This is a genomic window from Bradyrhizobium sp. CAR08 (assembly GCF_052871955.1).
Genome location: NZ_JBIXJX010000012.1, coordinates 1 through 20,399 on the forward strand (window position 1 = coordinate 1; position 20,399 = coordinate 20,399).

The 20,399-nt window shown below is 59.9% G+C and carries 22 protein-coding genes and 1 pseudogene; 11 read left to right on the forward strand and 12 right to left on the reverse strand.

Annotated features, from left to right (window positions below; genetic code table 11):
• Together ACIPUD_RS24120 and ACIPUD_RS24125 are read left to right on the forward strand one after the other, a co-directional pair.
• Window positions 1-131 (forward strand): hypothetical protein (locus tag ACIPUD_RS24120; protein WP_446481763.1); only part of this gene is annotated, 131 nt, incomplete at its 5' end.
• Window positions 132-799: 668 nt separating this feature from the next.
• Window positions 800-1,018, forward strand: a complete 219-nt coding sequence (locus tag ACIPUD_RS24125; protein WP_446481673.1) for a hypothetical protein — start codon at window positions 800-802, stop codon at window positions 1,016-1,018.
• Between the two features lie 428 nt (window positions 1,019-1,446).
• On the opposite strand, the gene ACIPUD_RS24130 is transcribed toward ACIPUD_RS24125, so the two are convergent.
• The 4 genes from ACIPUD_RS24130 to ACIPUD_RS24145 all read right to left on the reverse strand — a co-directional run bounded on the left by ACIPUD_RS24130 (window position 1,447) and on the right by ACIPUD_RS24145 (window position 3,602).
• A complete protein-coding gene (locus tag ACIPUD_RS24130; protein WP_446481674.1) occupies window positions 1,447-1,890 on the reverse strand; it encodes a hypothetical protein in 444 nt (147 codons plus the stop codon).
• A 41-nt stretch (window positions 1,891-1,931) separates the two neighbouring features.
• Entirely contained in the window at window positions 1,932-2,339 is a 408-nt protein-coding gene (locus ACIPUD_RS24135) for a DUF968 domain-containing protein (RefSeq protein WP_446481675.1), read from the reverse strand.
• Window positions 2,311-2,904 carry a hypothetical protein gene (locus ACIPUD_RS24140; RefSeq protein WP_446481676.1) on the reverse strand — a complete coding sequence of 198 codons (594 nt, stop codon included), beginning with the start codon at window positions 2,902-2,904 and terminating at the stop codon, window positions 2,311-2,313. The genes ACIPUD_RS24135 and ACIPUD_RS24140 overlap by 29 nt, the downstream gene beginning before the upstream one ends.
• 485 nt (window positions 2,905-3,389) lie before the next feature.
• Window positions 3,390-3,602, reverse strand: a complete 213-nt coding sequence (locus tag ACIPUD_RS24145) for a helix-turn-helix domain-containing protein (protein ID WP_446481677.1) — start codon at window positions 3,600-3,602, stop codon at window positions 3,390-3,392.
• A 385-nt stretch (window positions 3,603-3,987) separates the two neighbouring features.
• Between ACIPUD_RS24145 and ACIPUD_RS24150 the strand changes: the two genes are divergently transcribed.
• A complete protein-coding gene (locus ACIPUD_RS24150; RefSeq protein ID WP_446481678.1) occupies window positions 3,988-4,233 on the forward strand; it encodes a PilZ domain-containing protein in 246 nt (81 codons plus the stop codon).
• Window positions 4,234-4,525: 292 nt separating this feature from the next.
• On the opposite strand, the gene ACIPUD_RS24155 is transcribed toward ACIPUD_RS24150, so the two are convergent.
• A complete protein-coding gene (locus ACIPUD_RS24155; RefSeq protein ID WP_446481679.1) occupies window positions 4,526-7,897 on the reverse strand; it encodes an AAA family ATPase in 3,372 nt (1,123 codons plus the stop codon).
• 42 nt (window positions 7,898-7,939) lie between these two features.
• On the reverse strand, window positions 7,940-8,338 hold the full coding sequence (locus ACIPUD_RS24160) for a YybH family protein (RefSeq protein WP_368508504.1): 399 nt from the start codon (window positions 8,336-8,338) through the stop codon (window positions 7,940-7,942).
• Between the two features lie 221 nt (window positions 8,339-8,559).
• Here ACIPUD_RS24160 and ACIPUD_RS24165 point away from each other — a divergent pair, with 221 nt between their 5' ends.
• The 3 genes from ACIPUD_RS24165 (at window position 8,560) to ACIPUD_RS24175 (ending at window position 10,737) form a co-directional block, all read left to right on the forward strand.
• Window positions 8,560-8,775: a dodecin family protein gene (locus ACIPUD_RS24165; protein ID WP_368508503.1), complete on the forward strand. Its 216-nt coding sequence runs from the start codon at window positions 8,560-8,562 to the stop codon at window positions 8,773-8,775.
• Window positions 8,776-8,943: 168 nt separating this feature from the next.
• Complete coding sequence (locus ACIPUD_RS24170; RefSeq protein WP_446481680.1) at window positions 8,944-9,261, forward strand: hypothetical protein; 318 nt, start codon at window positions 8,944-8,946, stop codon at window positions 9,259-9,261.
• A 768-nt stretch (window positions 9,262-10,029) separates the two neighbouring features.
• Window positions 10,030-10,737 (forward strand): hypothetical protein, encoded by a 708-nt coding sequence (locus ACIPUD_RS24175; RefSeq protein WP_446481681.1) that lies wholly within the window; start codon window positions 10,030-10,032, stop codon window positions 10,735-10,737.
• A gap of 266 nt (window positions 10,738-11,003) precedes the next feature.
• On the opposite strand, the gene ACIPUD_RS24180 is transcribed toward ACIPUD_RS24175, so the two are convergent.
• The 5 genes from ACIPUD_RS24180 to ACIPUD_RS24200 are packed head-to-tail and all read right to left on the reverse strand — an operon-like array spanning window position 11,004 to window position 13,867.
• The gene (locus tag ACIPUD_RS24180; RefSeq protein ID WP_446481682.1) at window positions 11,004-11,339 is read right to left on the reverse strand and encodes a hypothetical protein; all 336 of its coding nucleotides are present in this window, start codon (window positions 11,337-11,339) and stop codon (window positions 11,004-11,006) included.
• A complete protein-coding gene (locus tag ACIPUD_RS24185) occupies window positions 11,311-11,580 on the reverse strand; it encodes a hypothetical protein (RefSeq protein WP_446481683.1) in 270 nt (89 codons plus the stop codon). Before ACIPUD_RS24185 ends, ACIPUD_RS24180 begins: the two co-directional genes overlap by 29 nt.
• A complete protein-coding gene (locus ACIPUD_RS24190) occupies window positions 11,577-12,743 on the reverse strand; it encodes an ERF family protein (protein WP_446481684.1) in 1,167 nt (388 codons plus the stop codon). Before ACIPUD_RS24190 ends, ACIPUD_RS24185 begins: the two co-directional genes overlap by 4 nt.
• Window positions 12,744-12,773: 30 nt before the next feature.
• On the reverse strand, window positions 12,774-13,001 hold the full coding sequence (locus ACIPUD_RS24195) for a hypothetical protein (protein ID WP_446481685.1): 228 nt from the start codon (window positions 12,999-13,001) through the stop codon (window positions 12,774-12,776).
• 59 nt (window positions 13,002-13,060) lie between these two features.
• A complete protein-coding gene (locus tag ACIPUD_RS24200; protein WP_446481686.1) occupies window positions 13,061-13,867 on the reverse strand; it encodes a YqaJ viral recombinase family protein in 807 nt (268 codons plus the stop codon).
• A 54-nt stretch (window positions 13,868-13,921) separates the two neighbouring features.
• Between ACIPUD_RS24200 and ACIPUD_RS24205 the strand changes: the two genes are divergently transcribed.
• The 4 genes from ACIPUD_RS24205 (at window position 13,922) to ACIPUD_RS24220 (ending at window position 16,490) form a co-directional block, all read left to right on the forward strand.
• The gene (locus ACIPUD_RS24205; RefSeq protein ID WP_446481687.1) at window positions 13,922-14,200 is read left to right on the forward strand and encodes a helix-turn-helix domain-containing protein; all 279 of its coding nucleotides are present in this window, start codon (window positions 13,922-13,924) and stop codon (window positions 14,198-14,200) included.
• Window positions 14,201-14,801: 601 nt separating this feature from the next.
• Window positions 14,802-15,440 (forward strand): hypothetical protein, encoded by a 639-nt coding sequence (locus ACIPUD_RS24210; RefSeq protein WP_446481688.1) that lies wholly within the window; start codon window positions 14,802-14,804, stop codon window positions 15,438-15,440.
• 278 nt (window positions 15,441-15,718) lie between these two features.
• A complete protein-coding gene (locus ACIPUD_RS24215; RefSeq protein WP_446481689.1) occupies window positions 15,719-16,042 on the forward strand; it encodes a hypothetical protein in 324 nt (107 codons plus the stop codon).
• Window positions 16,032-16,490 (forward strand): hypothetical protein, encoded by a 459-nt coding sequence (locus tag ACIPUD_RS24220; RefSeq protein ID WP_446481690.1) that lies wholly within the window; start codon window positions 16,032-16,034, stop codon window positions 16,488-16,490. Before ACIPUD_RS24215 ends, ACIPUD_RS24220 begins: the two co-directional genes overlap by 11 nt.
• A 370-nt stretch (window positions 16,491-16,860) precedes the next feature.
• Here ACIPUD_RS24220 and ACIPUD_RS24225 read toward each other — a convergent pair whose 3' ends face one another.
• Window positions 16,861-17,109, reverse strand: coding sequence for a hypothetical protein (locus tag ACIPUD_RS24225; protein WP_446481691.1), 249 nt, complete (start codon window positions 17,107-17,109; stop codon window positions 16,861-16,863).
• Between the two features lie 2,844 nt (window positions 17,110-19,953).
• Here ACIPUD_RS24225 and ACIPUD_RS24230 point away from each other — a divergent pair.
• Window positions 19,954-20,211: pseudogene (locus ACIPUD_RS24230) on the forward strand (response regulator); the annotation flags it as partial.
• Window positions 20,212-20,399 lie beyond the last annotated feature (188 nt).

Here is a 20,399-nt window from a genome sequence, read left to right on the forward strand (position 1 = left end):
TCCCGATGGGCGCGGTACACCGGATGGAGAATCCCGGTAAAATCATGCTGGAGCTGATCGAGGTCCAGACGGGAAGCTATCTCGGGGAAGACGACATCATCCGGATTGAAGACGACTATCAAAGGTCTTGAGTGAAAGAGATTGCCGCAACTGAACGCTTCAGCCGGCGGGTTCAATTTTGCTTACGATATTTAGGGGCAGCATACCTCAAGAACGGAGAGTTCGCGACCATCCTCGGGACCCCTAGTGCCCTCTCCCGTGCCGCGGGTCGCGCGGGCCAAACCCTCGCTCTTCGATCGGCTCCGAGCCCGCTTCGGGCTGCGTGCAGCGATAGCGGCTCTTCCTGGATTGGGATCGGGAAGGGCGAGCCGTTTGCCCCAGTCTTCTTCGCTGGTAGGCCGCGATCGATCAGGCGTCGCTTTTATGCAAGTGTGTTCCTGAGCGGCGGCTGGCTTTATGGGGCAGGGCTTGGTAGACGCTGGCGGTGGCTCCGCAGCGCATTCGCGCTGTTTGCGTTGGCAAGGATCCCCAGCGAGGATTGGATGCGCCAGCGGACGCGGAGTTTATGATGAATCTCCGCGGCTTATCGCATTTCCAGTCCCCTGCGCGAAGGCAGATGGTGTGCCTAAGTCTGAGGCCGCCGCGGTCAAGCAGATCGCGGATGACGAAAATCTTACGCAATAACCTTTACGAGCGGTGCGCTCACTCCGTGCTCCTGAGCGAAAGAACACCATTGATGATCGCGTCGAGTATGGCGAAGATCGAATCGGGCTAGAGGGCGAAGCCGAAGGAACGGCTGATGCCAAGAACTCTCCGGGAAAAACTGGAACAAGTTGAGCGGGACATCAAACTGTATGTGGAATTTGATAGGGCCGAGAAAGACCGCTTCAATCGCGAGGTTTACCTGTGGACTGCTGAGGATCGTATCGAGTGGCAGGAGACGCAATCTGACATTGCTCAACGACTCCAAGAACTGCTCGAGGAGCGTGACACTTTGCGCGGCCAGTTGGGCCTGTGACGCGCCCTCCGTGTACCGGAACTATCGAGCGCTCTGATCAATCGCACGCGCTGGCCAGCGTCGCTGGCGAGACCGCTCAATGAGCGTCACTGCTGGTGACAAGAGATAGATGGTTCGCTAGCCGCTGGAGGATTGTAACAGCGTCCTGCAGGCGTCTGATGTCAAAGACGACTTGGTCATCAATAGCTGGATAGTGCTTGCCGCCTCGGCACAAGCCCCGGGTGGCTTCAGCCGTTTGCCCAGGTGCCGTCGCGTCGGCTTGCGGTGGATACTAATAGCCTTGGCGCGAAGCTCATCTGGTTGCCAGGGGATTTTGACGGCCTTGGCTCGCCGTTGCCGCTAGCAAAGTGACTAAGATCCACCGTTTGTCGAGCGTCTAAGATTGTTAATCTCCTTCAGCAGCATTAGCCGTCGAAGCTGGGCTCCATTTAGAAGCGATTCAAACAAAACGAGGATCTCGCGCGCCTGAAATAAACCTCCATGCTGATGGCATGTTGATCAAAGCCGTACGATCGAAGACGGGCTTCGATATCGGTCGCAGCAGAAGCATTCAGTTGCCAATCCAGCGCGTTATAGATGGTGTAAGCTTCGGCTGTATCCTGGAATTCCGGGGCGATGCCCACCACGTCGATGCGGCGAAGCGTCATCTCGATCGTCTTGTGGCGGTAGGTGTTCAGGAGCCTATGCCGCAGAATCCGGTAGCGTTGCATCTCCCAGGAGAGTTCTGCGGTGTCGATGGCGAGCAGCCATTCGATGGCAGATTGCGGACCGAGATCGCGGAAGATGGCGGCTTGAAGAGCGTGATACTGGTCGATGTTCTCTCCGGGCAAAAGCTGATGCAGTGGACACAGGGTCTCGAACTCAGACTGCAAGACGCTCGTCGACTGACCCGGAGGTAGGCTGACAGGACCATTCATTGACCTCGCGCCTCCGACCCCGTCGCTGCTGTGACGTTTGCTCCGTTCATCAGGTGGACGGGACTGGCATCCCAAAGTTCTTTCACAATGGGCAATGGTGAAATTTGCAGATTGGTCCACCAGGCTCTTTCGTCTCCGTGCCGGTGCAGGGATAGGTGATGGGATCGGTACAGCGGGACGGTGAACTCGTCGCCGACTTTGCGCCCCAAGGTCCGCGGTTGAGCAAACTTCAAGTGGTGCGCATCAGGGGCAGTCTTCTGGCAGACCAGACAACCCCGGCTGCTAATGAAGCCGAGGTGATCCTTGCTTCGTCTCCGAGGCGGCTCCTTCGGGAAGGCGAGGCCCTCTGCTTCGGACGAGGCGTTGGCGGGCCGCTCAACCTCGCGCTGTCTGACCGCTACCATCGACGGTTGCAGCTATATCGAGACCTGGAAGGGCGGCTTCCTCGACCCTCTTCTGGTAGGCGGCCTCGAGAACGCGGACGTCCGCCTCTAGGAGGGTGTTCTTGAACGGGAGGCTGATCTTGGCCCAGGCGAGCAGGTCGTCGCCGCCTTCCCGCACGGCAAGCTCACGCAAGAGCCGATCCAATAGCTCGGCGGAACGGTCAGGCGGCAGGACGGGAGAGCGGTTCAGGACGCCTTTGAGCGGCTTTCCTTTCGGTGCTGGCGCGATCTGTGGCTCGACGGCGGGAGACCTGGTCATTAGGTCGGGGGCATCCAAATCGTCCTCGCCGGCGATTCCGACAAGGGCAAACAGGGCATAGGTCGGCGCGGCCCCCATCCGATGCGGCGCTTCGACCTCCTTAGAGGCGCAGACCGGAAGGTCCGAGGAGATCCACTCCCCCGAAGCCTGGGCAAGCAGGGTGGTGAGGTGAATCTGCCCGGTTGGTTGTTCGATCCGGGTGGTCTGGATCGTGGCGATCTCCTGCTGGCTTAGGGTCTTACGGACAATGTCCAAACCGGCGGCCAACGAGGCGTAGCGGAACGTTCGGCCTCGCGCTTGCAGAAGCCGAAGTTTTCGCCCGCGCTCACGCCGGAGGCAGAGCGTAAGGTTTTAGGAACGACCACGCAATTTGATCTGCTTCTTTAGTTTGGAGTACCGAGCTTCGACCGATGCCTGGCTACGGCCGAGTTTTGCTGCAATGTCGCTGAGTGACGCTCCGCTCGCGCGCATCTGAAAAGCATCTCGTCGTCCTCTGCGGACCAAATCGCCGAACTTTTAGGAGCCTCGGATCGGACCATTTCGACCCTGCTGCCGATTTTTGCGATCCTGCAAAAGACGCCGCGTCAGGCAAATTATGGCAGCCGGCATCTCGCCAAACCACCGCTTACAGTTGGGCAGTCGTACAGGCGCACGCCGGATGGCAGCACCTGTGTCCAGCAGGAGGGGCGTCACCTCGCGTTGCGGCTGCAGTCAAGGACGCGAAGATGGGGAGGGCGGCGGAGGACTCTCGGCTATCCGATCCATTGCGGGAAGGCGTGTCCGCTCCTTCGGCTTGTTCGCCCTCGCTGCTTGCGGAAACGTTGTAACCGACCGTAGACGGCCTGGCGACTGCGACCCAAGCGCTCGCCGAGCTCGGTCGCAGTCATGCCCTCATCGTGTAGCGCAAGCAGTCGCGCTTCTTCTTCGGGTGACCACGGGCGGATCTCTTGTCGATTGTTGGACATCGATCATGCCAGCAAAAGCGCTGCGGAGCGTCATCGTACGTCAAGATCGTAAACGATAAGTTCAGGAGGAGCCGTGAACGTCGCCTGACTCGCGCTTGCAAACCGGGGGGCACGTGTAACGTCGACCCAAGATACGGCGTCCAGGGTGCCCGTGTAACGATCTGTAAGTATTGGGCATGCAAAATGGCGCTTTTCTGCGCGTGATCAGTCCGACCAAGGAGATCGCCGTGACATCAGCGAGACGGACACGACGTATCCGACTATGAGAGAGAGCTGGCCAAAGAGCGGTCGGGCTTGGCAACACGGATCGCGAGGCAGTTTAGACTGCTTGAAATAGCTTCGGCGATGAACGACCCGAGACAGCCGCGTCAACTCAAGGATAATCATGTCGGATCGCCGGAAGATCGATCGTTCGGAGGTCGACTTAGCCGCCTACATTTTTGGAGATGGCGGCAGCCGACGTTGCCGCGTGTTCAATATCTCGGAGGACGGTGCTGGGATCGAGTTATCGACGAAGCTGCACATGGCTCCCACATTCAAGATGATGTTGGAAAGAGACCGTATCATCAGAGATTGTCGTCTCGTTTGGTCCAGTGATACTCGCATCGGCGTCGTGTTCAAAGCCAATTGAGTCGGCTCCGGTACCATCAGCGCATCCAAGTGATCTTGTTCCATCGATCTGAAGACGCGCTCTGCCTCGTTAAAGCCCTTCCCAGCAGAGCAGCCCTCAACGAAGTACCTGCTCTTTTTACCGCTTCTCGCGCTGCCGCACCCTCTTGGGTCTTGCTAGTACGATCACGAGTGCGGGCCCGGGTGCCCACCAACAACCAATTTAGTTTTCCAGATTGCGCGAGCCTCAGCAGAAGCTTCGGTCCACCGGAAGCCCCGGAACATGCGAATGGTGCACCGCTGAACACGTGACGTTAAACTTCAGCGATTTCCTCCAAGAGTGCTTTGGCAGAACGAAGGTCTGATGTTTCGAACCCTTCCGTAAACCAGCCGTAGACGGGACCAAGGAGGCCTCTCGCGTCGGCCTTCCTGCCCTGGTCGCGCCAAAGCCGAGCCAGACTCATGGCCGCACGTAATTCAAAGGATTTCGCGCTTTGGCTTTGGGCAATCTTGAGCGCAGCTTGCAAGTAGTTCTCGACCTCCTCAGCTGGAGCACCACGAGTGCGATGCAGTTCGCCCTCCATGCATGCAAGCTCCCCCTCCCACATATGTTCTTCGTTGCGCGCAGCAATGGCCTTCGCTTCGGCCAGGGTGGCCAGCCCGTTTTCGTCGTCACCTAACTGGTGGTGCATCGCCGCGAGCATCCACAAGTACCGGACCTGGTACCAACTGGCTCCGAGCCTGGCCCTCTCGTTCAGACTGAGGCGCATGAGGGCGAGGCCGCCCTCCGCGTTACCTTCTTGGGCCATTGCCCAACCCCGCAGGATGAGACCGCTCAAGCGCCAATAATTCAAACTGTGCTGATCAGCGAGATCGATGATGGCTTCAGCGTGCGCATGCACACCCGCCACGTCACCCATCAGCTCCGCAGGCCCCGCTCCGCCATAGACCTGCACGTGCGCCGTAAGGTTCGTTTGATTTAACTCCGCAGCGTATTCAAACGCCGCGCGGCTGGCCCTCTGCGCCTGTTCGGAATAGCCAAGTATCCAAAGCACGATCGCCAGGTAGGGTAACGCCGAGGCCTTCGGGTCATGTACATAGTGGACAGGTGGCGGCCGATGCGTATCCGGCTGATAGCGCCTCACGATCGCTTCGAGCTCTAAGCGCGCGGTAAGAAAGTCGCCGGCGTGCATGGCGGTGAGCGCCGCCAAACGATGCGTAGCTAGTTTGAGCGCCGTGTCCCCCGTGCGCTCGGCAGCGCGCTGGGCCTCGGCGACAAGGCTCTGCATGGCACCAAAGTCGCCTCGCACGAAGTGGAAAACAAACTTGCCGCTAAGGGTGGCGAACAAGGCATCCGTGTCATCGAGTTCATAGCAGAGTGCATGGGCCCTGCTGAAGGCCGTGCCAAGCTGCGGAGCCGTGTATCCGTGAATGGCAATCAGCGGACCTCCGATCGCCGTTTGCAGGGCGAGTTCCTGGCGATCGCGCTCCGGCCCTTCTGGATTCGACTTGAGTGCATCCAGCCCTCTTGTGAGATGAGCGATCGCCTCGAGATTGGCGGAACGCCCCGCGGCAATCCGGCCCGCCCGCAGCCAATAGCCGACCGCCTTTCCCGCCAGTCCCCCCTGCGTGAGGTGCAAAGCGATCGTCTCCGGCTCAGCTTCTGCACGGGCAGGATAATGTTCTTCGAGAGCTGCAGCGATGCGAGCATGGATCTGCTGCCGCTTGCTCTTTAAGAGGCTCTCATGCGCGATGTCTTGGACCAGCGCATGTTTGAAGCTGTAGCCAGTATCCGGAGGTGCTCCACGGCGGAATATGAGTTCCGCTGTCATTAGATCATTGAGAGCACGCTGCAGCGCGTGTTCGTCGAGCGCCGTTACCGATCTTAGAAGCTCGTGTCCGAATTCGCGCCCAATGCATGCCGCGATCTGGGCGACTTCCTTTACCGGCGCCAATCGATCGAGGCGAGCCATCAACGAGTCCTGGAGCGTCGTCGGGATCGCTAGGGGCGGCAAAGGACCAATCAACTCATAGTAGCTGCCCCGGTCTTTGAGCAGCCCGGATTCGAGGACGGCCTTGGTGAGTTCCTCGACAAACAGCGGCACGCCATCAGTTTTAGCCAGAATCTGCTCAAGCACCTCTTGTGGAAGTATTTTGCCGCCAGTGATCCGGTCAACGACACTCGCCCCTTGCCTGCGGCCTAGTCGGCTTAAAGAGAGCGCCGTCACGTGTCCATGACCTGCCCAGCGCGGAACGAACTCAGGCCGGAAGGTGATGATGATCAGAATCGGGAGTTGCTGCACTTCGTCAACGGCCCGGTCGAGGAGTTCGAGCATGGTAGGGTCTGCCCAGTGAACATCCTCGTAGACGGCGAGCAGCGGCTGCCTTGCCGCCAGGCCTTGTATCTGCTCCAGGAGAGCCTGGAACGTTCGCTCCTTCTTCTGGTGTGGGCTAAGTGCAAGTGGCGAGTATCTCTCGCCCGTCGGGATTGCCAGGAGGTCCGCAAGAACCGGCGCGCTCTCATGCACGTCGTTTGTGGCAAGAGCGAGCATGGCCTCGAGTTTATCGAGCTGTTGTTCGGGAGCGTCCTCCCGTCGTATTCCTGCTGCCCGCTCAAGGAGCCCAATGACAGGATACAAGGCGGTGCTGGTATGGAACGGAGAACAGAAATGGCTCAGTGGCGTGTGCGGCGCACCTGCGAGGTGGTCGCGCAGCGCCCGCACGAGCCGGGACTTGCCAATGCCTGCTTCGCCGCCGAGCAGGACAATCTGTCCCTCTCGCTCTTTCGCCTGCTCCCAGCGCTCCAGGAGCAATGCAAGTTCTTGGTCTCGTCCGACGAGCGCTGTCGTTGCCATGCCGTGCTGGGCGTCGAACCGACTCTCGGCTGCGCCCTCACCACTGACAAGCCAGGCCTGCACCGGCTCCGGGAAACCTTTGAGCGGCACTGTGCCGAGGTCCTGGTAAATGAAGGCTTCGGCCAGCAGGCGGCGCGTTGACTCGGCGATCACCACATCACCGGGCTCGGCCAGACTCTGCAGTCGGGCAGCCAGGTTCGGGGTTTCGCCGATCACGGCGCGCTCGCGAGCCTCTCCCTCGCCTATCAGTTCGCCGACTACGACGAGACCGGTTGCAATGCCGACGCGCGCGGCAAGCGCTACACCGCCCGGCTGGGTAAGGGAGGCGACCGCCTTGGTCACTCGAAGCCCGGCGCGGACGGCACGCTCCGCCTCATCTTCATGCGCCCGCGGCCAACCGAAATACGCGAGAACGCCGTCGCCCAGGAGCTTGGCTATGTGGCCTTCGAACCGGGCGATCTCGCCCGCCACGGCGTTGTGGTAGGCCTGCATGAGGTCACTCAGCTCCTCGGGGTCGCGCCCTGAGGCGAGCGCGGTGGAACCGACCAAGTCGACGAACATGACCGTAAGCTGCCGACGGTCCGCCTCTGAGGGCAGTGACGGCCTTGTCCGTTCAGTTGGCTCACCAGCATCACTGGCGACGGAAGCGATCGATGACATGCGCGCCTGAATCGCTTTCAATACGGTCTTGCGCGGCCCGAGCGGCAAGCCGAGTTCTCGCAGATCGGCTTCAGTCAGGTCGTGCAGGACATCAGGCGTGACTTCGGCTTCCTGGAAAGCGCGAGTGTAGCGCTCCAGCCCAATACTGCGAAGCCATTCGGCTATATCCACGCGACGTCTCCTCGCGCGGCGCCAAGCGATACGACGGCGAGTTCAGTTGAAGGTATGTAACCTCAGCTTCAGTGAGCCATCCGCTTGACGCTCGAACACATGGGTGGCAATGCCGCCGGCACTTTGGCGGCTCCCATCCGGTCCCTTGCCGTTGGCCGTCCATTTTGCGGTACTGTAGACGACCTTCTCGTCTCCACCCGCATCTATAATCGTTAGTTTGTGATCAGTGAATCCGCCTGAAAACAGCCCAGCAAAGAATTTCTCGATTTCTTCCGGACCCGATATAACCTGATGCGTTGGTGGTAACACTTTCGCGTTTGAAACGTACGCTGTGGCGACCCCTTTGGCGTCAGCTTTGTTGAACGCCGTATCCCACGCGGCATAAGCTCCGGTAACTTCGGCTCTGACGTCGGAGTTCGTCGAGGAGGCCAGGTTCGTCATGATTCCCTCCCTCAGAATTGGCTTAGTGACCTTCATCATACTACTGCTGGCCAGTCCGCGAAATCGGAACTCGCGGGAACAGGGCGTGCTATTAGGCCGCGGACGAAACGAGGGCACATCCATACTTCCGCTGAGGGCTATGAGCGCCTTTTTCCGACTTCCTAGATTTCACAATGGCAGGGAGCACCTGCTTCCTGCTTCATACCGAACAGGAGGACGACATGCCTGATAGCGTCTACAAGGTCATTGAACTGATCGGTACCAGCAGCGACTCATGGGAGAAGGCGGCCGCTAATGCGGTCGAGCAAGCTGCAAAATCTCTCCGAGATCTTCGCATTGCAGAGGTCGTCAAACTCGATATGCAATTGGATGCGAAGGGAAAAGTAGAGGCCTATCGCGCCAAGCTCAACGTGTCGTTCAAGTTCGACGAGTCCTGAGCCTCAGCACCTCGCCCCGCTTGCGGCGCGAGGTCGGCTCACTGGAGGAAGGCGCGTCGCGCGCCCCGCCGATCGACGTTTGTGATCCATCCTGGAAGCAGAGCCTAGTCCAACTGGGACCGCTATGCTTTGATGCGTCGGGCGGCAACCGTAACGCGTGGTGGCCTCATGTACATAGTCATTCGCAAGTACACCAAGGTTCGTTCGGTTGCGGACGCTGCCCGCCGCGCCAAGAGCGGCATCGGTCAGATCCTAAGGCAATCGCAAGGATTCAGATCTTACTACCTGCTGGATGGGGGCGACGGCGTTGGTGTCGCCGTGATGATATTCGAGGACCGCGAAAGCGCAAATGCAGCAAACGCTAAGATACTGGAGTTTGTTCAGGCAAGTCTGCATGACCTCGATCTTGGAGATCCCGAAATCACGACCGGCGAGGTATTGGTGAATATCGAACCTGATGCGTTCTCGGGCATAAAGTACTCGTAAACGCCGCCAGTTGCGTGGGGTGCCCCCTTGCCGCTGCAGTCGATCCGATCGCCGTCGCGTTGGGCGATCGCGCCCTGGACGTACGGATGTCGTCCGTCAGGAATACTCGATTGCGACTGCTTTTCGAGGAGTACCAACAACATGAACCAACACACCTTCGAAACATTTTTCAGAACGATGAATCCGAGTACTAGGCCTCCAAGGATCATGAGAGAGAACCGTCATGCTTCCTCCTCAACTTGTGCCGCTCCATGCATTTAATTCTATTTAAATAATCGATTTAAATGGTGAATTAATGATGAAAAATGAGACCAAGAACTTTCGGCGACGATTCCAAAGAGGCGAACGAGCATATGTTTGCCGCGGAACGTGCCCATCTAACACTTCGAGCTGCAATCTTGCGGTCTACTTGTGCACCGCCGGTTGTTAGAATTACGGCAAGGAAGGGGGAAAGCACGCCCTGCGCTTTGTGCTTAAATCTCGTCCCGGTGGTGTAGCGGTCGTCGGCATAGGGTTGCTCAATCGGATTCACAAGTTACGCTCGCAGTTTTGACGACAACGCGCATTGAGGCCAAGCTGTGCGTCGGTCGTGCGTAGCGGTGTCCCTCACCAGCCCGAGCGATAAGGTCCGAGACCAGGCCGAACCGGCCCAGCGTCCAGCACCAAAGCCAGCGCAAAGAAGGCCACGACCATTTCACCTTACATCACAGCTGCGTCTGCAGGCGGCCTGTTGGCTGTCGCGAGGCCGATCGACGAAGGGAAATGGTCATGACGACTAAAGCACAACTTCAGGCGCTCGCGCGTAGCGCCAAGCGCGCACACGAGCGCACCAAAGAAGGGCGAACAGAATTTATTGCGGGCACGTTTGAGTTGGCTGCCGCATTCTGTAGGGCTCGCAGCAAATTGCCGAGCGATCAAGCATTCCATGCATGGATCGAACAAGCTGGTCTCCGGTCGATCGGCAAGGACGATCGCTGCGCACTGATTCTCATTGGTCGGCACGTCACCGCGGCCCGCCGATTTTTCATGCAGAACGAGGATCGGTGGTCATGGCGCGGGTGCGCGTCTCATTTGTCGATGCTCGCGCCGGTTTCGCAGCCTGCGAAACCGGTAGTCAGTCCGGCAAGAACGGTCACTGTACACGTCACCAAGGAAATCGTTCGCCTCAATGCACCATACCAAGTTGTTACACCCGAGCCGAAACCGTTGGCTGCACCGCTTAAATTGGTCACGAGCAAGCGAGAATGCATGCCGCAGCCTATAGCAGGCGAGACACCCCGGCCACTTGAAGCTATCGGGGCTGTGCAAGCACTTATCGAGGCCTCATCGCTGTCGACGGAAACCGTCGCGCTTTACCGGCCCTTCGAGCGAGGTGAGCGACCTGCACCAGACAGAATACGGGAAGCGGCGCATTGGCTCGAATTGCTGGCAGATGCCCTGGAAGCGGCGGCTCTGCGTAAGCCGCGACATCACTAATAAGGCGGATTGGAAGGTTCGCGGGTGTGACTACCCCGATGGATCAAATGGTGAAGTGAGCGAACGTCCCTAAACCAATGGGGGAGGTCGCCGGCCACTTTTCGAAGTGTTCGACACATGATCGCGAGTGCTGTGCGCCTTCGCGTTCATGTGTTCAGCTAATGCTCCAGTGTTGCTTCGCAACTCGGTTTCAGCCTTGGCGATCAGACTGAAAGCTTGAGTGCGAGCCGGAATGGAAGGCTCGCATTGGACGCTCGATCTGGCTTTCAACGTAGCTGTCGCATCGGTCCACCTCCGAAGCGCTGATTCCTGATCTCGCGAAGGAGCAGCATGCGCCTGGTTTGTGCGGCGTTGAGCAGCCCCTCGAACAGGACCAGGACCTCGCGCGCCTGCACGTAGACTTCGGTGGTGATGGCGTGTTGGTCAAAGCCAAAGGTCGCAAGCCGCGCGTCGATCTCGGCCGCCGCGACCGGATCAAGTCGCCAGCTCAATGCGTTCTGCCGGGTGTAGGACTCGGCCTCCGTTTCAAACTCGGAATTGATCCCGACCAGATCGATGCGACGCAGCGCCGCTTCAATCGCCTTTTTGGCGATAAGTCTCAAGCAGCTTGTGCCGCAACATGCGGTAGCGCTGGATGCCCCAGGATAGCTCGGCGACATCGATTGCAAGCAGCCACTCGATGGCGGATTGCGGCGCAAGGTCGGCGAAGATCGCCTGCCGCAGCGCGTGGTATTGGTCGAGGTGTTCGCCCGGCAGCAGCAGGGGCGGCGGCGCCAAGGCCTCCAACTCGGCCGGCAGCGCGGTCGCGGACAGCTCGCGCGCCGTTTGGACGAGGCCGTTCATCGGACTGAGGCCTCCGATCCAAGGTTGACCGGAAACGGCGCGGTGCCGATCGCGGTGTCGGCCGGACCGTGGACCGGGCTCGCCGCCCACAGCTCCTGCGCGACCGGCAACGGCGCGATCTGCAGGTTGGCCCACCAAGCCCGCTCGTTGCCGTGTCGATGCAGCTCCTCGTGATGGGCGCGGCACAATGGCACGATGAACTCGTCGCTGACCTTGCGGCCCAGGGATCGCGGTTGCGCGAACTTCAGGTGGTGCGGATCGGACGGAGACTGCTGGCAGACCAGGCAGGGCTGTCCGCGCACAAACAGCCGGTGGTCCTTGCTGCGCTTGCGCGGCGGCTCCTTAGGGAAGGCAAGCCCCGCCTGTTGGACGTTGCGCTCAACGTCTGATGCGGATGGCGGCGACGAGTCGGGTGCATGGTCTTGCCCCGCCTCCAGGGATAGGTCCTGCGACAGGCCATTGGCGACGAAAGAGGCGGCTTTCTCGACGCGCATCTGGTAGGCGACTTCAACTAGCCGGGCGTCCACCTCCAACAACGTGTTCTTGAGCGGCAGGCTGGCCTTGGCCCACCCCAGCAGGTCCTCGTTGCCATGCAAGGCTTCCAGTTGCTTCAGCAGATGCTGCCGCAGGTCTGCGGAGGCTTGCGGACCGAGCACCGGCGCGCGATTGAGGACGCCCTTGGCGGGATTGACCTTCGGTCTCGTTTGCGGCGTGGTGGGCGGCGGCTGATCGGTGATCAGATCCGGCGCATCGAGGTCGTCCTCGCCGGCAATGCCGACCAGCGTGAACAGCGCATAGCGGCGGGCATAGCTCAGCGCGGCGCCCATCCGGTGCGGAGCCACCGTTTCGGCGACCGGACACACCGGCCAGTCCGAGGCGATCCATTCGCCGGAGCTGTGGAGCAGGGTGGTCGTGAGCGTGATCAGGCCTGTCGCGTTCTCGAGGGCAGTCGCCTGAACGGTCGCGATCTCGTGCTTGCTCAGGCACTTGCGCACGATCTCCAGTCCGCTCGCCAGTGACGCATAGCGGAAGCTGCGGCCTTCCTCCCGGGGGGAGGGAGAGACGATGGTGGCCTTGAGTGACTTCTCGGGATTTTCCAGTTCAGCCTGCGCCCGGGCCAAGGCGCCGGCGATTTGGCCGATGGATTGACTGGATTGCTGCATCACTGGCTCCGTGGGCTGGCCAAACAGAAATTAGCGGCGGGAGACGAGTTCGATCTGCACGCCCAGCACGACGCCGGCCGCGACGATCTCATGCTCCAGGCGGGCGATCAGGACGGCGAGAAGCGGATCGTCGTCGCAGAGCGATCGGAAGCCGCGCACCCGGCCCCAGAGCTCGGCCAGCAGCTCAAAGGCGGCCTGGTAGCGCTCCGGCGGATTGCAGGCGGGATCGAGAGGGGCAAAGTCGAAGAACGGCGCCATCGCTAGACTCCGGAAGCTTTTGAACCGGCGGCAGGGCACCGCGGGTCGGGCGCATGGGACTAGTCGAGTGCCGTCAGCTCAAAACTGATCGCACCGGATTTTGAGCGTTTCGCCCGCAGTCCATGGCCGGTTGCCTCCTTGGCGTCTTCGGGCACCAGCGCCTTCAGTTCACCCTTGACTCGCTCATGCTCCAGCGCAGGCGCCCGCGTTTGCCGATAGATCCCGGCGAATTCCGCCCATGAGTTTGAGCCGGTCATGTCCACCACTCGGATCGCCTCAAGCCGCGGCCGCGGCGGCTCAACCCCAAACAGTTGCGGTGGCTCGCCGGTCTGCACGCAGCGCCAGAACTTCTTCTCGGCGGTCAGCAGCAGATGCTGGTAAAGCGGGTCGGCATGGACCTTGATCTCCACCCATTTGCCGCCGCCCGTGATGATCGACAGCACCGCGGATCGCGCAGCCACCACCCACATGTTGTGCTGCAATTGCGCCGCGTGCTTTTCCGCCGCAGCTTCCTCTGTGAAGGCCCATGGCAACATGAACTTGGCCTCGAACACCGCGCCCGTTTCTGCGACAATGCCATCGAGCGTGGCCGCCATCCAGCGGTGGACCGGATGCCGCACCCATCTCTGAAGGTCGGCAATGGTCTGCCCCGACGCGCGCTGGTACCAGCTGCGGTTGAGGTCTTCGGTGACGCTGCCGAGCTGCACGCTCAGGTTGTCTGCAAAATCTTGCGGCGCGATCTCGCCGCGCTTTTCACGCCACAGGCGCGTGAGACCGTCCTGATCGTTGCCCATGATGACGCGGGCGTCCGAGCCGCCGATGTAGCAGCGGCGATCGCGAGGGGCATTGGCAAAACCAGGCAACATTGCAATCCTCCAGCCACTGATTCTTAACCTAACGATACTAAAAGTATCATCTGAATGAAAGCTAAGTCAATACTAAAAGTATCAATTCGGCAAATCAAAGCCGCGCGTGCACTGCTGGGGTGGTCGCAGGATGATCTGGCGAGAACTGCTGAAGTGTCGATTCCAACGATCAAGCGTTTGGAGGCATTGGACGGGCTTCTGGGCGGACGGACTCAAACGGCCGAGAACATCGTGCTTGCCCTGACTTCCGCCGGTATCGAGTTCATCGACGAAAACGGTGGAGGCCGCGGCGTCCGACTTCGCAAAGCGGCTAGCGAAAAACCTCGCAAATAACCCTGTAGAACGAGTGTTGGAACTAGTCTTTGAGGTATCGAGAAGGGCGCGCGCGCCCCTCGGATCGTCTTCTGCAGATTGGCCAAGTCTGCGCCGAACTCTATCGGTCGGCCAACTACGGCGAACGGCCGTTAGGGCGCTATTAACTCCTGGCGTGCCACCCCTTCGCTGACGCCAGTTCCGTTTGATTCGGATGGTGTTTTTCCCAGCGGCGGAGTTTTCCGGGAAACGGCACGTCGGACAACAGGTCGGACGAGCTCATTCTCTCTCTACGAGAGCCGGGGAAATGGCCGCTATTTCAAAGTCCAATTGGTTCCACGTTTTTTTTTGGGACGGCTGCGCACGGCCGAATCACAAGAGCGATTCGAACTGTTTGCGGTGGCCCTGACCGCGCACCCCACCCTGTTGATCTGATCCAAGCGGTCACGGTCGACGCGGCTGATCCATGCGACGTCAGACCTCATTCGGCACTAACGTCGTCGAATGCCTCGATCCACCTCATACCGGCGCGGCGTGCGCGAATTTGCTGCAGCACATTGCAGAGCCTGGCGAGACGCAAGCCGTTTCAGTTTGTAGACGTTAGCCAGCGAGGAGAGGGTTCATGCCTTTCTTGATCTTGGACGGCGAAGATCCAGCCGAGTTTGAATGTCTGCTTACGGAATTGACCAAGGAGCACATGCCCTGGGGGCCGGACGAAGAAGACGCCGTGCTGACACTGGCCAAGTGTCTCTGGCGCAAGCAGCGCCATCAGGTCTTCCTGGCAGTTCGCGCAAAGTCCGCGCGATACAATCCGCGGCACGAGGCCTATGACGAACATTACGCGTTGCTGGCGTTCATGAAGTTGCTGCAACAGATGAAAGACGCTCATGAGCTCGAGCGGATACTCCACGGCGCGCCGAGGCATCTCGCGCATCACCTCAACGAACATTGCCCGAGAAGCAAGTACAAGTCTGCCAAGGCGTGGATCAAAGCCGTACGGACCGAAGTGCTGAACGTGTTTCTTCCGGCGGTAATGCGGCTCGGGCCTCCTTGCGACGAGATCCGGATGCTTTACGCCGCGGCTGTTCTCACCGACGACGTGGTTGCCCGAGAGCTTGAACTCGAACGCAAATTGGATGCGATGTTCGATGCGGCGCTGGATCGGCTGGCGAGATTGAAGGCTGCGAAACGCAGCATCACGCTGCAGGACCGCCGCCGCTTTCATCGTGCTCTCGAGGGCTCACGCGATCCCGCAAAATAGATCTTGGAAGCCACGCTGGAGGCAAAGATGACAGAGCAAAACGGCGACCCACGAGTGAGATTAAGCCGCAGGCTTAGTTCCCGAACAGACGAATTCGACGAGACCTATCGTCAGCTCAGAACCGCAATCAAGCCCCGCGACCGCATTGAGGAGATGTACGCCGAAGATTTGGCGCATAGCGGTCTTCAGCTGCAACCATACACCGGGCCGCCTCTCAGTTCATCGCAATGCGTTGGCTTGAGGCGCTCCACGCTCACCTTGTTCGCCACCGACCGGTGATGAGCGACGCCGACCGCGTGGCACTGATCGAGCGTTGGTCGGGCGGCAACCCCGATGCAAGGGCCGAGGTGGCGGCCCTCCTTGAGGAAGCCGGCCTGACCGAACTCAACATTGAGGCAGACGCGATGATCACTTCGTTGCCGACGTTGATCGCGCTGGAGCAATTGCAATCCTCGAAGGGCACGCGTCGCGACAAGGCGCTCGCCGGCCTCGCATTCTATCGGCGCATGCAAGCGCAGGAGCAACTGCTTGCGCGGGAGTGCAGGAAAAATCTTGCACCGGAAGCTTTGAGTTTGCGAAAGCCGCCAACTGATGAGCAGTGAACGTCAACGCGCCGCCAATCGCGCCAACGCGAAACGAAGCACCGGCCCAGCATCCGCGGCTGGAAAGTCCCGGGCGAGCCAAAATGCCCGCCGCCATGGTTTGGCCGCGCAAGCGCAGTTCGGCTCTGATCGGCTCGAACGCGTCGATCAACTCGCCCGCGCGATCATCGCCTCAATGCCTGGCCAGATCGACCTGATGCAGGCGCGATCGATCGCGCAGGCTGAACTCGATGTCACCGCGGCGCGCGCTGTGGCTGGCGCGCTTCTGACGGAGTTGTACGGAACTGTGCCTGACTGCGAGCTGGCCCGAGTGCCGTGGGGACCATTGCGACCGGGCGCGGGCCTCCGTACCCTCCACAACCTCAAGATGGTCGAGCGGTATCTTCGTCGCTCGCAGGCAAGGCGCGATAAGTTGGTCCGACTTTGCCTCTCTGGCGCAGGCACATAGCCGCGCTCGGATAAAGGCTGCTGCGGGCGCCAAGGAGGCGGAAAGCTGTGGGGACCACCTAGCCGGCTTGCACAAGCAGCCGACCACACCCTTCAGCTGCTCAAGCACCGCTTTGAGCCCATGGCGAGCCCGAGCGGAGATGGCGCACTGCGACTGGAATGTTCGCGCGCGGCTCCGCCCGCGGGATGAAGGGAGACTCGGAATGTGCAGAACGAACCCAATTTTGTTGAAGCGATTCAACTTAGCTTCGCAAGTTGACGCGCTCAGACCCCAACGCTTTGAGCGGCCGCCGGTCGTTTCGAGTGTACCAACAATCGCATCGGTGTTGGCGTCGATCGACCTGCCGAGCTTGGTCTCCGAACGAAACTCACTAAGGCGATCGATCAACCCGTGCATTTTCCAAATTCACTATCGCAGCGGCTGCTGCTTCCTTTTGTTGGTGGTGAAGGCCGGTGCCTGACGTGTATGCCACCAAGGCGACGTTGTACGCCTGCCACAGCGTATGGCGGTCAATATCCGGGAAACACTTCAACACGAGCGGTTCAACCTCGGCGACTTGATACGCATCCAGGCATTGAAGAATAACGCAGCTGACGTCGGCGATGCTGTGGTTTTGCATTTTCATTGCTCCCGGCTATGACATCAGCTGGTTCCCCGGCCGCGGTCTCTTGGTCTGTTGCCAGGACGACAGGTGCAGCCACAAGCTGAAGCCACCGCCGGCAGACATTGATCGATGGCCCGATCACCGTAGGCGGGGAGCCTCGCTCGCGCGCAGGGTTTGCGGCAAGCGCGACGCCCTTGTCAGAGGCGGTCGCGACCCGACGATGATGCGCGGACACTGAGCTCTGATGAACCGCCCGGTCCATAAGTTTGGTGGAGTTGTTGGAGTCGCCTGTCGAGTTCTTGTTTTTTGGCAACGATCCTCGCGGCGAGAATCTGGTCGACGTCCGTGTAGAGAGCCCACAACTCATCGAGGGACATCTGCTCAAATTGCGGTTGGTAATCACGAATGTCCACAGTCCGGCCCCCCGGCTGGGGCGGGTAGCAGCGAAGTCAGTCTTGAAAGCCCGGACCCTTACGCTGATCAGATGATCGCGTTGCTGGCCGGGCCGACCGCACTGCGCTCATAAACCGCCTTTCCAGCTCCAGTTTCGCGTGCCGCACCGACGATTCTGCGCTCGGCCTTGGCTACTCGGTCTCGAAGGGCCTCAAGTTCGGATACTTGAGACGCGAGTGCCTCACAATGTTGGTGCAGAGCGAAATGACAACCATCCAGTCGCGCACGAGCGTCCATTGCACGCCCCTCTATGGTACTGCCCCAGAAGACGTGGCCCGCAATTGGGACCACCGCGAGACTAGTCAAATTGACCCATCAGGTCTGTTCGCTTTCGCACATTCGCTGTAGGCTCTCCCTCGGTGGATTGCCGCGCGTCGATTGCTGCGAGCGGCAAGCAAGATATTGCTGCTGGCCTGCCGCTCGGGCCTCACGGTTTTCGAATTCGCAAAATGGACGGCTTCCAGGTGACTGCCGCCCGCAGACAAGGCCGCGCCTTGGATCTCGCAATCGCACAAAACACCGCCAGCACCGTCTACTGCCCCGGCACCGCCGCGATCTGCGCGCGTTAGCTTGGATCCGCCGGATGTAGTATCCCGCGCCAAGGAAAATCGGCAGATCGCGCGTTTTGGCCGATGACGACGAGATCTCTGCTTGGCCTTGGCTACCTAATCTCGAAAGGTCCCGCAGTTCGACAGCTGCAAGCGAGCGCCGCGAAACGCTGGCGCGGAAGGCGCAGGAGCGTGGATCTCAACACGGGGCTGTCTCCGGGGCCGAATATCGGCTCGCGCGGCTCTTTCCCATCGGGCGGTGGATCGTTTCGCAGGAGGTTAGTTTCAGGGCGTCTGCTGAGCATTGCGAATAACGCCCGATTTGCGCGGCTTTCATGCGGTGGTTCTCCCTCCTTCTGCTAGCATTAGTAAGGCGCGAGCCGATGTCGGTCTCGCTCTCCGGGTGGTGATCCGCGGGGCTTCTTCTCTCTTGAGAGAGCAAACTTAGCCGCTAGGCGTCTGAACAATGAACGCTTTGCGACTTGCATAGCTGCGCGAAGACAGCCTTCGCCTTGTTAGTGCCAAAACCAACATGCATTCCTTTGTCTTGCTTCCCGACTCACCAGTCTGCCTCGCCTTGACGAGCGATGCGGGAAGACTCAGCCCTCAGCCGCTCTATTTCGAGCCGGAGCAGCGCTTACGATTAGACAAGTGCGCGATTTTGGTCTTCTTCAGGAAAATCCAATTAAATGGCACGTGACGTCCGGCGATTCAGGAGCGCATCGCGTCGATAGCGTGTGCGATTAAAATGCCCACGCTCAAAATAACTAGAAAAATGAGCAACCAGGTACTCACGTCCACCTCCTGTCTTGGAAGTGAACCTTCCTGTTTATGCACAGTCAAAGGCATCACGTAGGGAACCGCGATTTCAGCGGCCGCTGAGGATTTATTGCCACACGGCGCGCTATCGTCGGAACGCCAGGAAAAGGAGTGTGCCGACGATGGCGGTCGCGAGAAGTGGAAACCAAATGTCCGGCACTTCAGGCACTCCGACTCACTGCGTCGGATTAAATGCGAGCTGCGCTCTTATTTCTTCTGGTTTTCACTATTCTCCACAGCTCAAGCAGATCCATTTCTGGTAGCAGTTCCAGGTTTAACGTATCTCGGTAGCATCAAGCTTACCGAGTGACATTCGTTGCCAACTTGCCGAGACGGAATATCGTCGCGTCGATCGGGCATTTTTGTTCCCGAACCATCAGTTAGCGGGGGTGGCCTGAAAACGGGTTCGATTTCCATGATTCGATATTCGTCGTATGGAAATTCGAACTATCGTGCACCAGCCGCGCAGTTCTCCTATCGCGACCCGCTGGAAGCCGAGTACCGTCAGCTCATCGAGGGACGAGAGCGGGTCAGACAGGCCGAAGCCGCGGCCTCAAAGCGGTTTACGATCGCGACAAGGAAGGGAATTCGCCGCAACGAAGATGCATCCGCTGGCAGGCATCTGCTCGATGCGCGCGGCGGAGTTCGTGGCGTGCAGCGCCAGGGTTGTAACCACCAAAGTCAGGTCGTCGAGAGTGGTCGAGATGCCCTGGTGGCGGGCTTGGGGGAGAAGCGTGCAGTCGGTGGGACTACGACCGCTTTGAATGGGCCCGCGAACCGCGAGGGCCAGCTCCGTCGGGTTGCCGGGCGATGCGCCGTTGTCCGTCTTTCCCGAAGATCCTCGACGGATTAGAGTCCTGTGCGCGGAGCTGTCGCCGAAAGTCCGCCCTCCGGTTTTCATCTTGTGGCCTTGCTTTGGTCAAACCGGCGTTGGGGAGTGTGGACTTGCCGGACTTAATGCTCGGCCTCGGTCCGGGGGACATCGGGTGCGATGGGGAACGCCGATGCATTCGCCGATTAAACCGATAGCTCTGACTCTAAGAGCGGAATGAAAGAGTATCGGGCGCTTGTTGCGGACGTGAACGTTATGGGCTCGCTCAGCGGCTGGGACTTGGCCAGACAGTTTCGAGAATGAGAGCCGACGTTTCCCGTGATCTACATGCCCGGCGCTGCGGCCGACGATTGGGCGTCCCAGGGCGTCCCGAACAGCATCCTGTTGCAGAAGCCATTTGCCCCGGCCCAACTTGTCACGGCGATCTCGCAGCTCCTCAATCAGGTCCCCCCTACGCGAGAATGAGGCCGCCTCAACTCCGGTTCACTTCCGCTTTTGCGTCACCAATCGCAAGGGGATGTTGTGGAGATGCGCGCGACCTCGCACAGCCGGTTCTGTCCATGCCCCAGCGCGCGAGCGATGTCGTCGGGTCGATTTCCTGCGGCGGCCATAGCGATCAGCCGCTGATGATCTTCCGGCGTCCACCTTCTCAC

What these genes read in the sequence shown, in the direction of transcription:
- ACIPUD_RS24125 (WP_446481673.1), top strand. Translation starts at nt 800, where the DNA reads ATGCCAAGAACTCTCCGGGAAAAACTGGAACAAGTTGAGCGGGACATC.
- ACIPUD_RS24135 (WP_446481675.1), bottom strand. Translation starts at nt 2,339, where the DNA reads ATGGTAGCGGTCAGACAGCGCGAGGTTGAGCGGCCCGCCAACGCCTCG.
- ACIPUD_RS24145 (WP_446481677.1), bottom strand. Translation starts at nt 3,602, where the DNA reads ATGTCCAACAATCGACAAGAGATCCGCCCGTGGTCACCCGAAGAAGAA.
- ACIPUD_RS24150 (WP_446481678.1), top strand. Translation starts at nt 3,988, where the DNA reads ATGTCGGATCGCCGGAAGATCGATCGTTCGGAGGTCGACTTAGCCGCC.
- ACIPUD_RS24160 (WP_368508504.1), bottom strand. Translation starts at nt 8,338, where the DNA reads ATGACGAACCTGGCCTCCTCGACGAACTCCGACGTCAGAGCCGAAGTT.
- ACIPUD_RS24165 (WP_368508503.1), top strand. Translation starts at nt 8,560, where the DNA reads ATGCCTGATAGCGTCTACAAGGTCATTGAACTGATCGGTACCAGCAGC.
- ACIPUD_RS24170 (WP_446481680.1), top strand. Translation starts at nt 8,944, where the DNA reads ATGTACATAGTCATTCGCAAGTACACCAAGGTTCGTTCGGTTGCGGAC.
- ACIPUD_RS24175 (WP_446481681.1), top strand. Translation starts at nt 10,030, where the DNA reads ATGACGACTAAAGCACAACTTCAGGCGCTCGCGCGTAGCGCCAAGCGC.
- ACIPUD_RS24185 (WP_446481683.1), bottom strand. Translation starts at nt 11,580, where the DNA reads ATGAACGGCCTCGTCCAAACGGCGCGCGAGCTGTCCGCGACCGCGCTG.
- ACIPUD_RS24190 (WP_446481684.1), bottom strand. Translation starts at nt 12,743, where the DNA reads ATGCAGCAATCCAGTCAATCCATCGGCCAAATCGCCGGCGCCTTGGCC.
- ACIPUD_RS24195 (WP_446481685.1), bottom strand. Translation starts at nt 13,001, where the DNA reads ATGGCGCCGTTCTTCGACTTTGCCCCTCTCGATCCCGCCTGCAATCCG.
- ACIPUD_RS24200 (WP_446481686.1), bottom strand. Translation starts at nt 13,867, where the DNA reads ATGTTGCCTGGTTTTGCCAATGCCCCTCGCGATCGCCGCTGCTACATC.
- ACIPUD_RS24205 (WP_446481687.1), top strand. Translation starts at nt 13,922, where the DNA reads ATGAAAGCTAAGTCAATACTAAAAGTATCAATTCGGCAAATCAAAGCC.
- ACIPUD_RS24210 (WP_446481688.1), top strand. Translation starts at nt 14,802, where the DNA reads ATGCCTTTCTTGATCTTGGACGGCGAAGATCCAGCCGAGTTTGAATGT.
- ACIPUD_RS24215 (WP_446481689.1), top strand. Translation starts at nt 15,719, where the DNA reads ATGAGCGACGCCGACCGCGTGGCACTGATCGAGCGTTGGTCGGGCGGC.
- ACIPUD_RS24220 (WP_446481690.1), top strand. Translation starts at nt 16,032, where the DNA reads ATGAGCAGTGAACGTCAACGCGCCGCCAATCGCGCCAACGCGAAACGA.
- ACIPUD_RS24225 (WP_446481691.1), bottom strand. Translation starts at nt 17,109, where the DNA reads ATGCAAAACCACAGCATCGCCGACGTCAGCTGCGTTATTCTTCAATGC.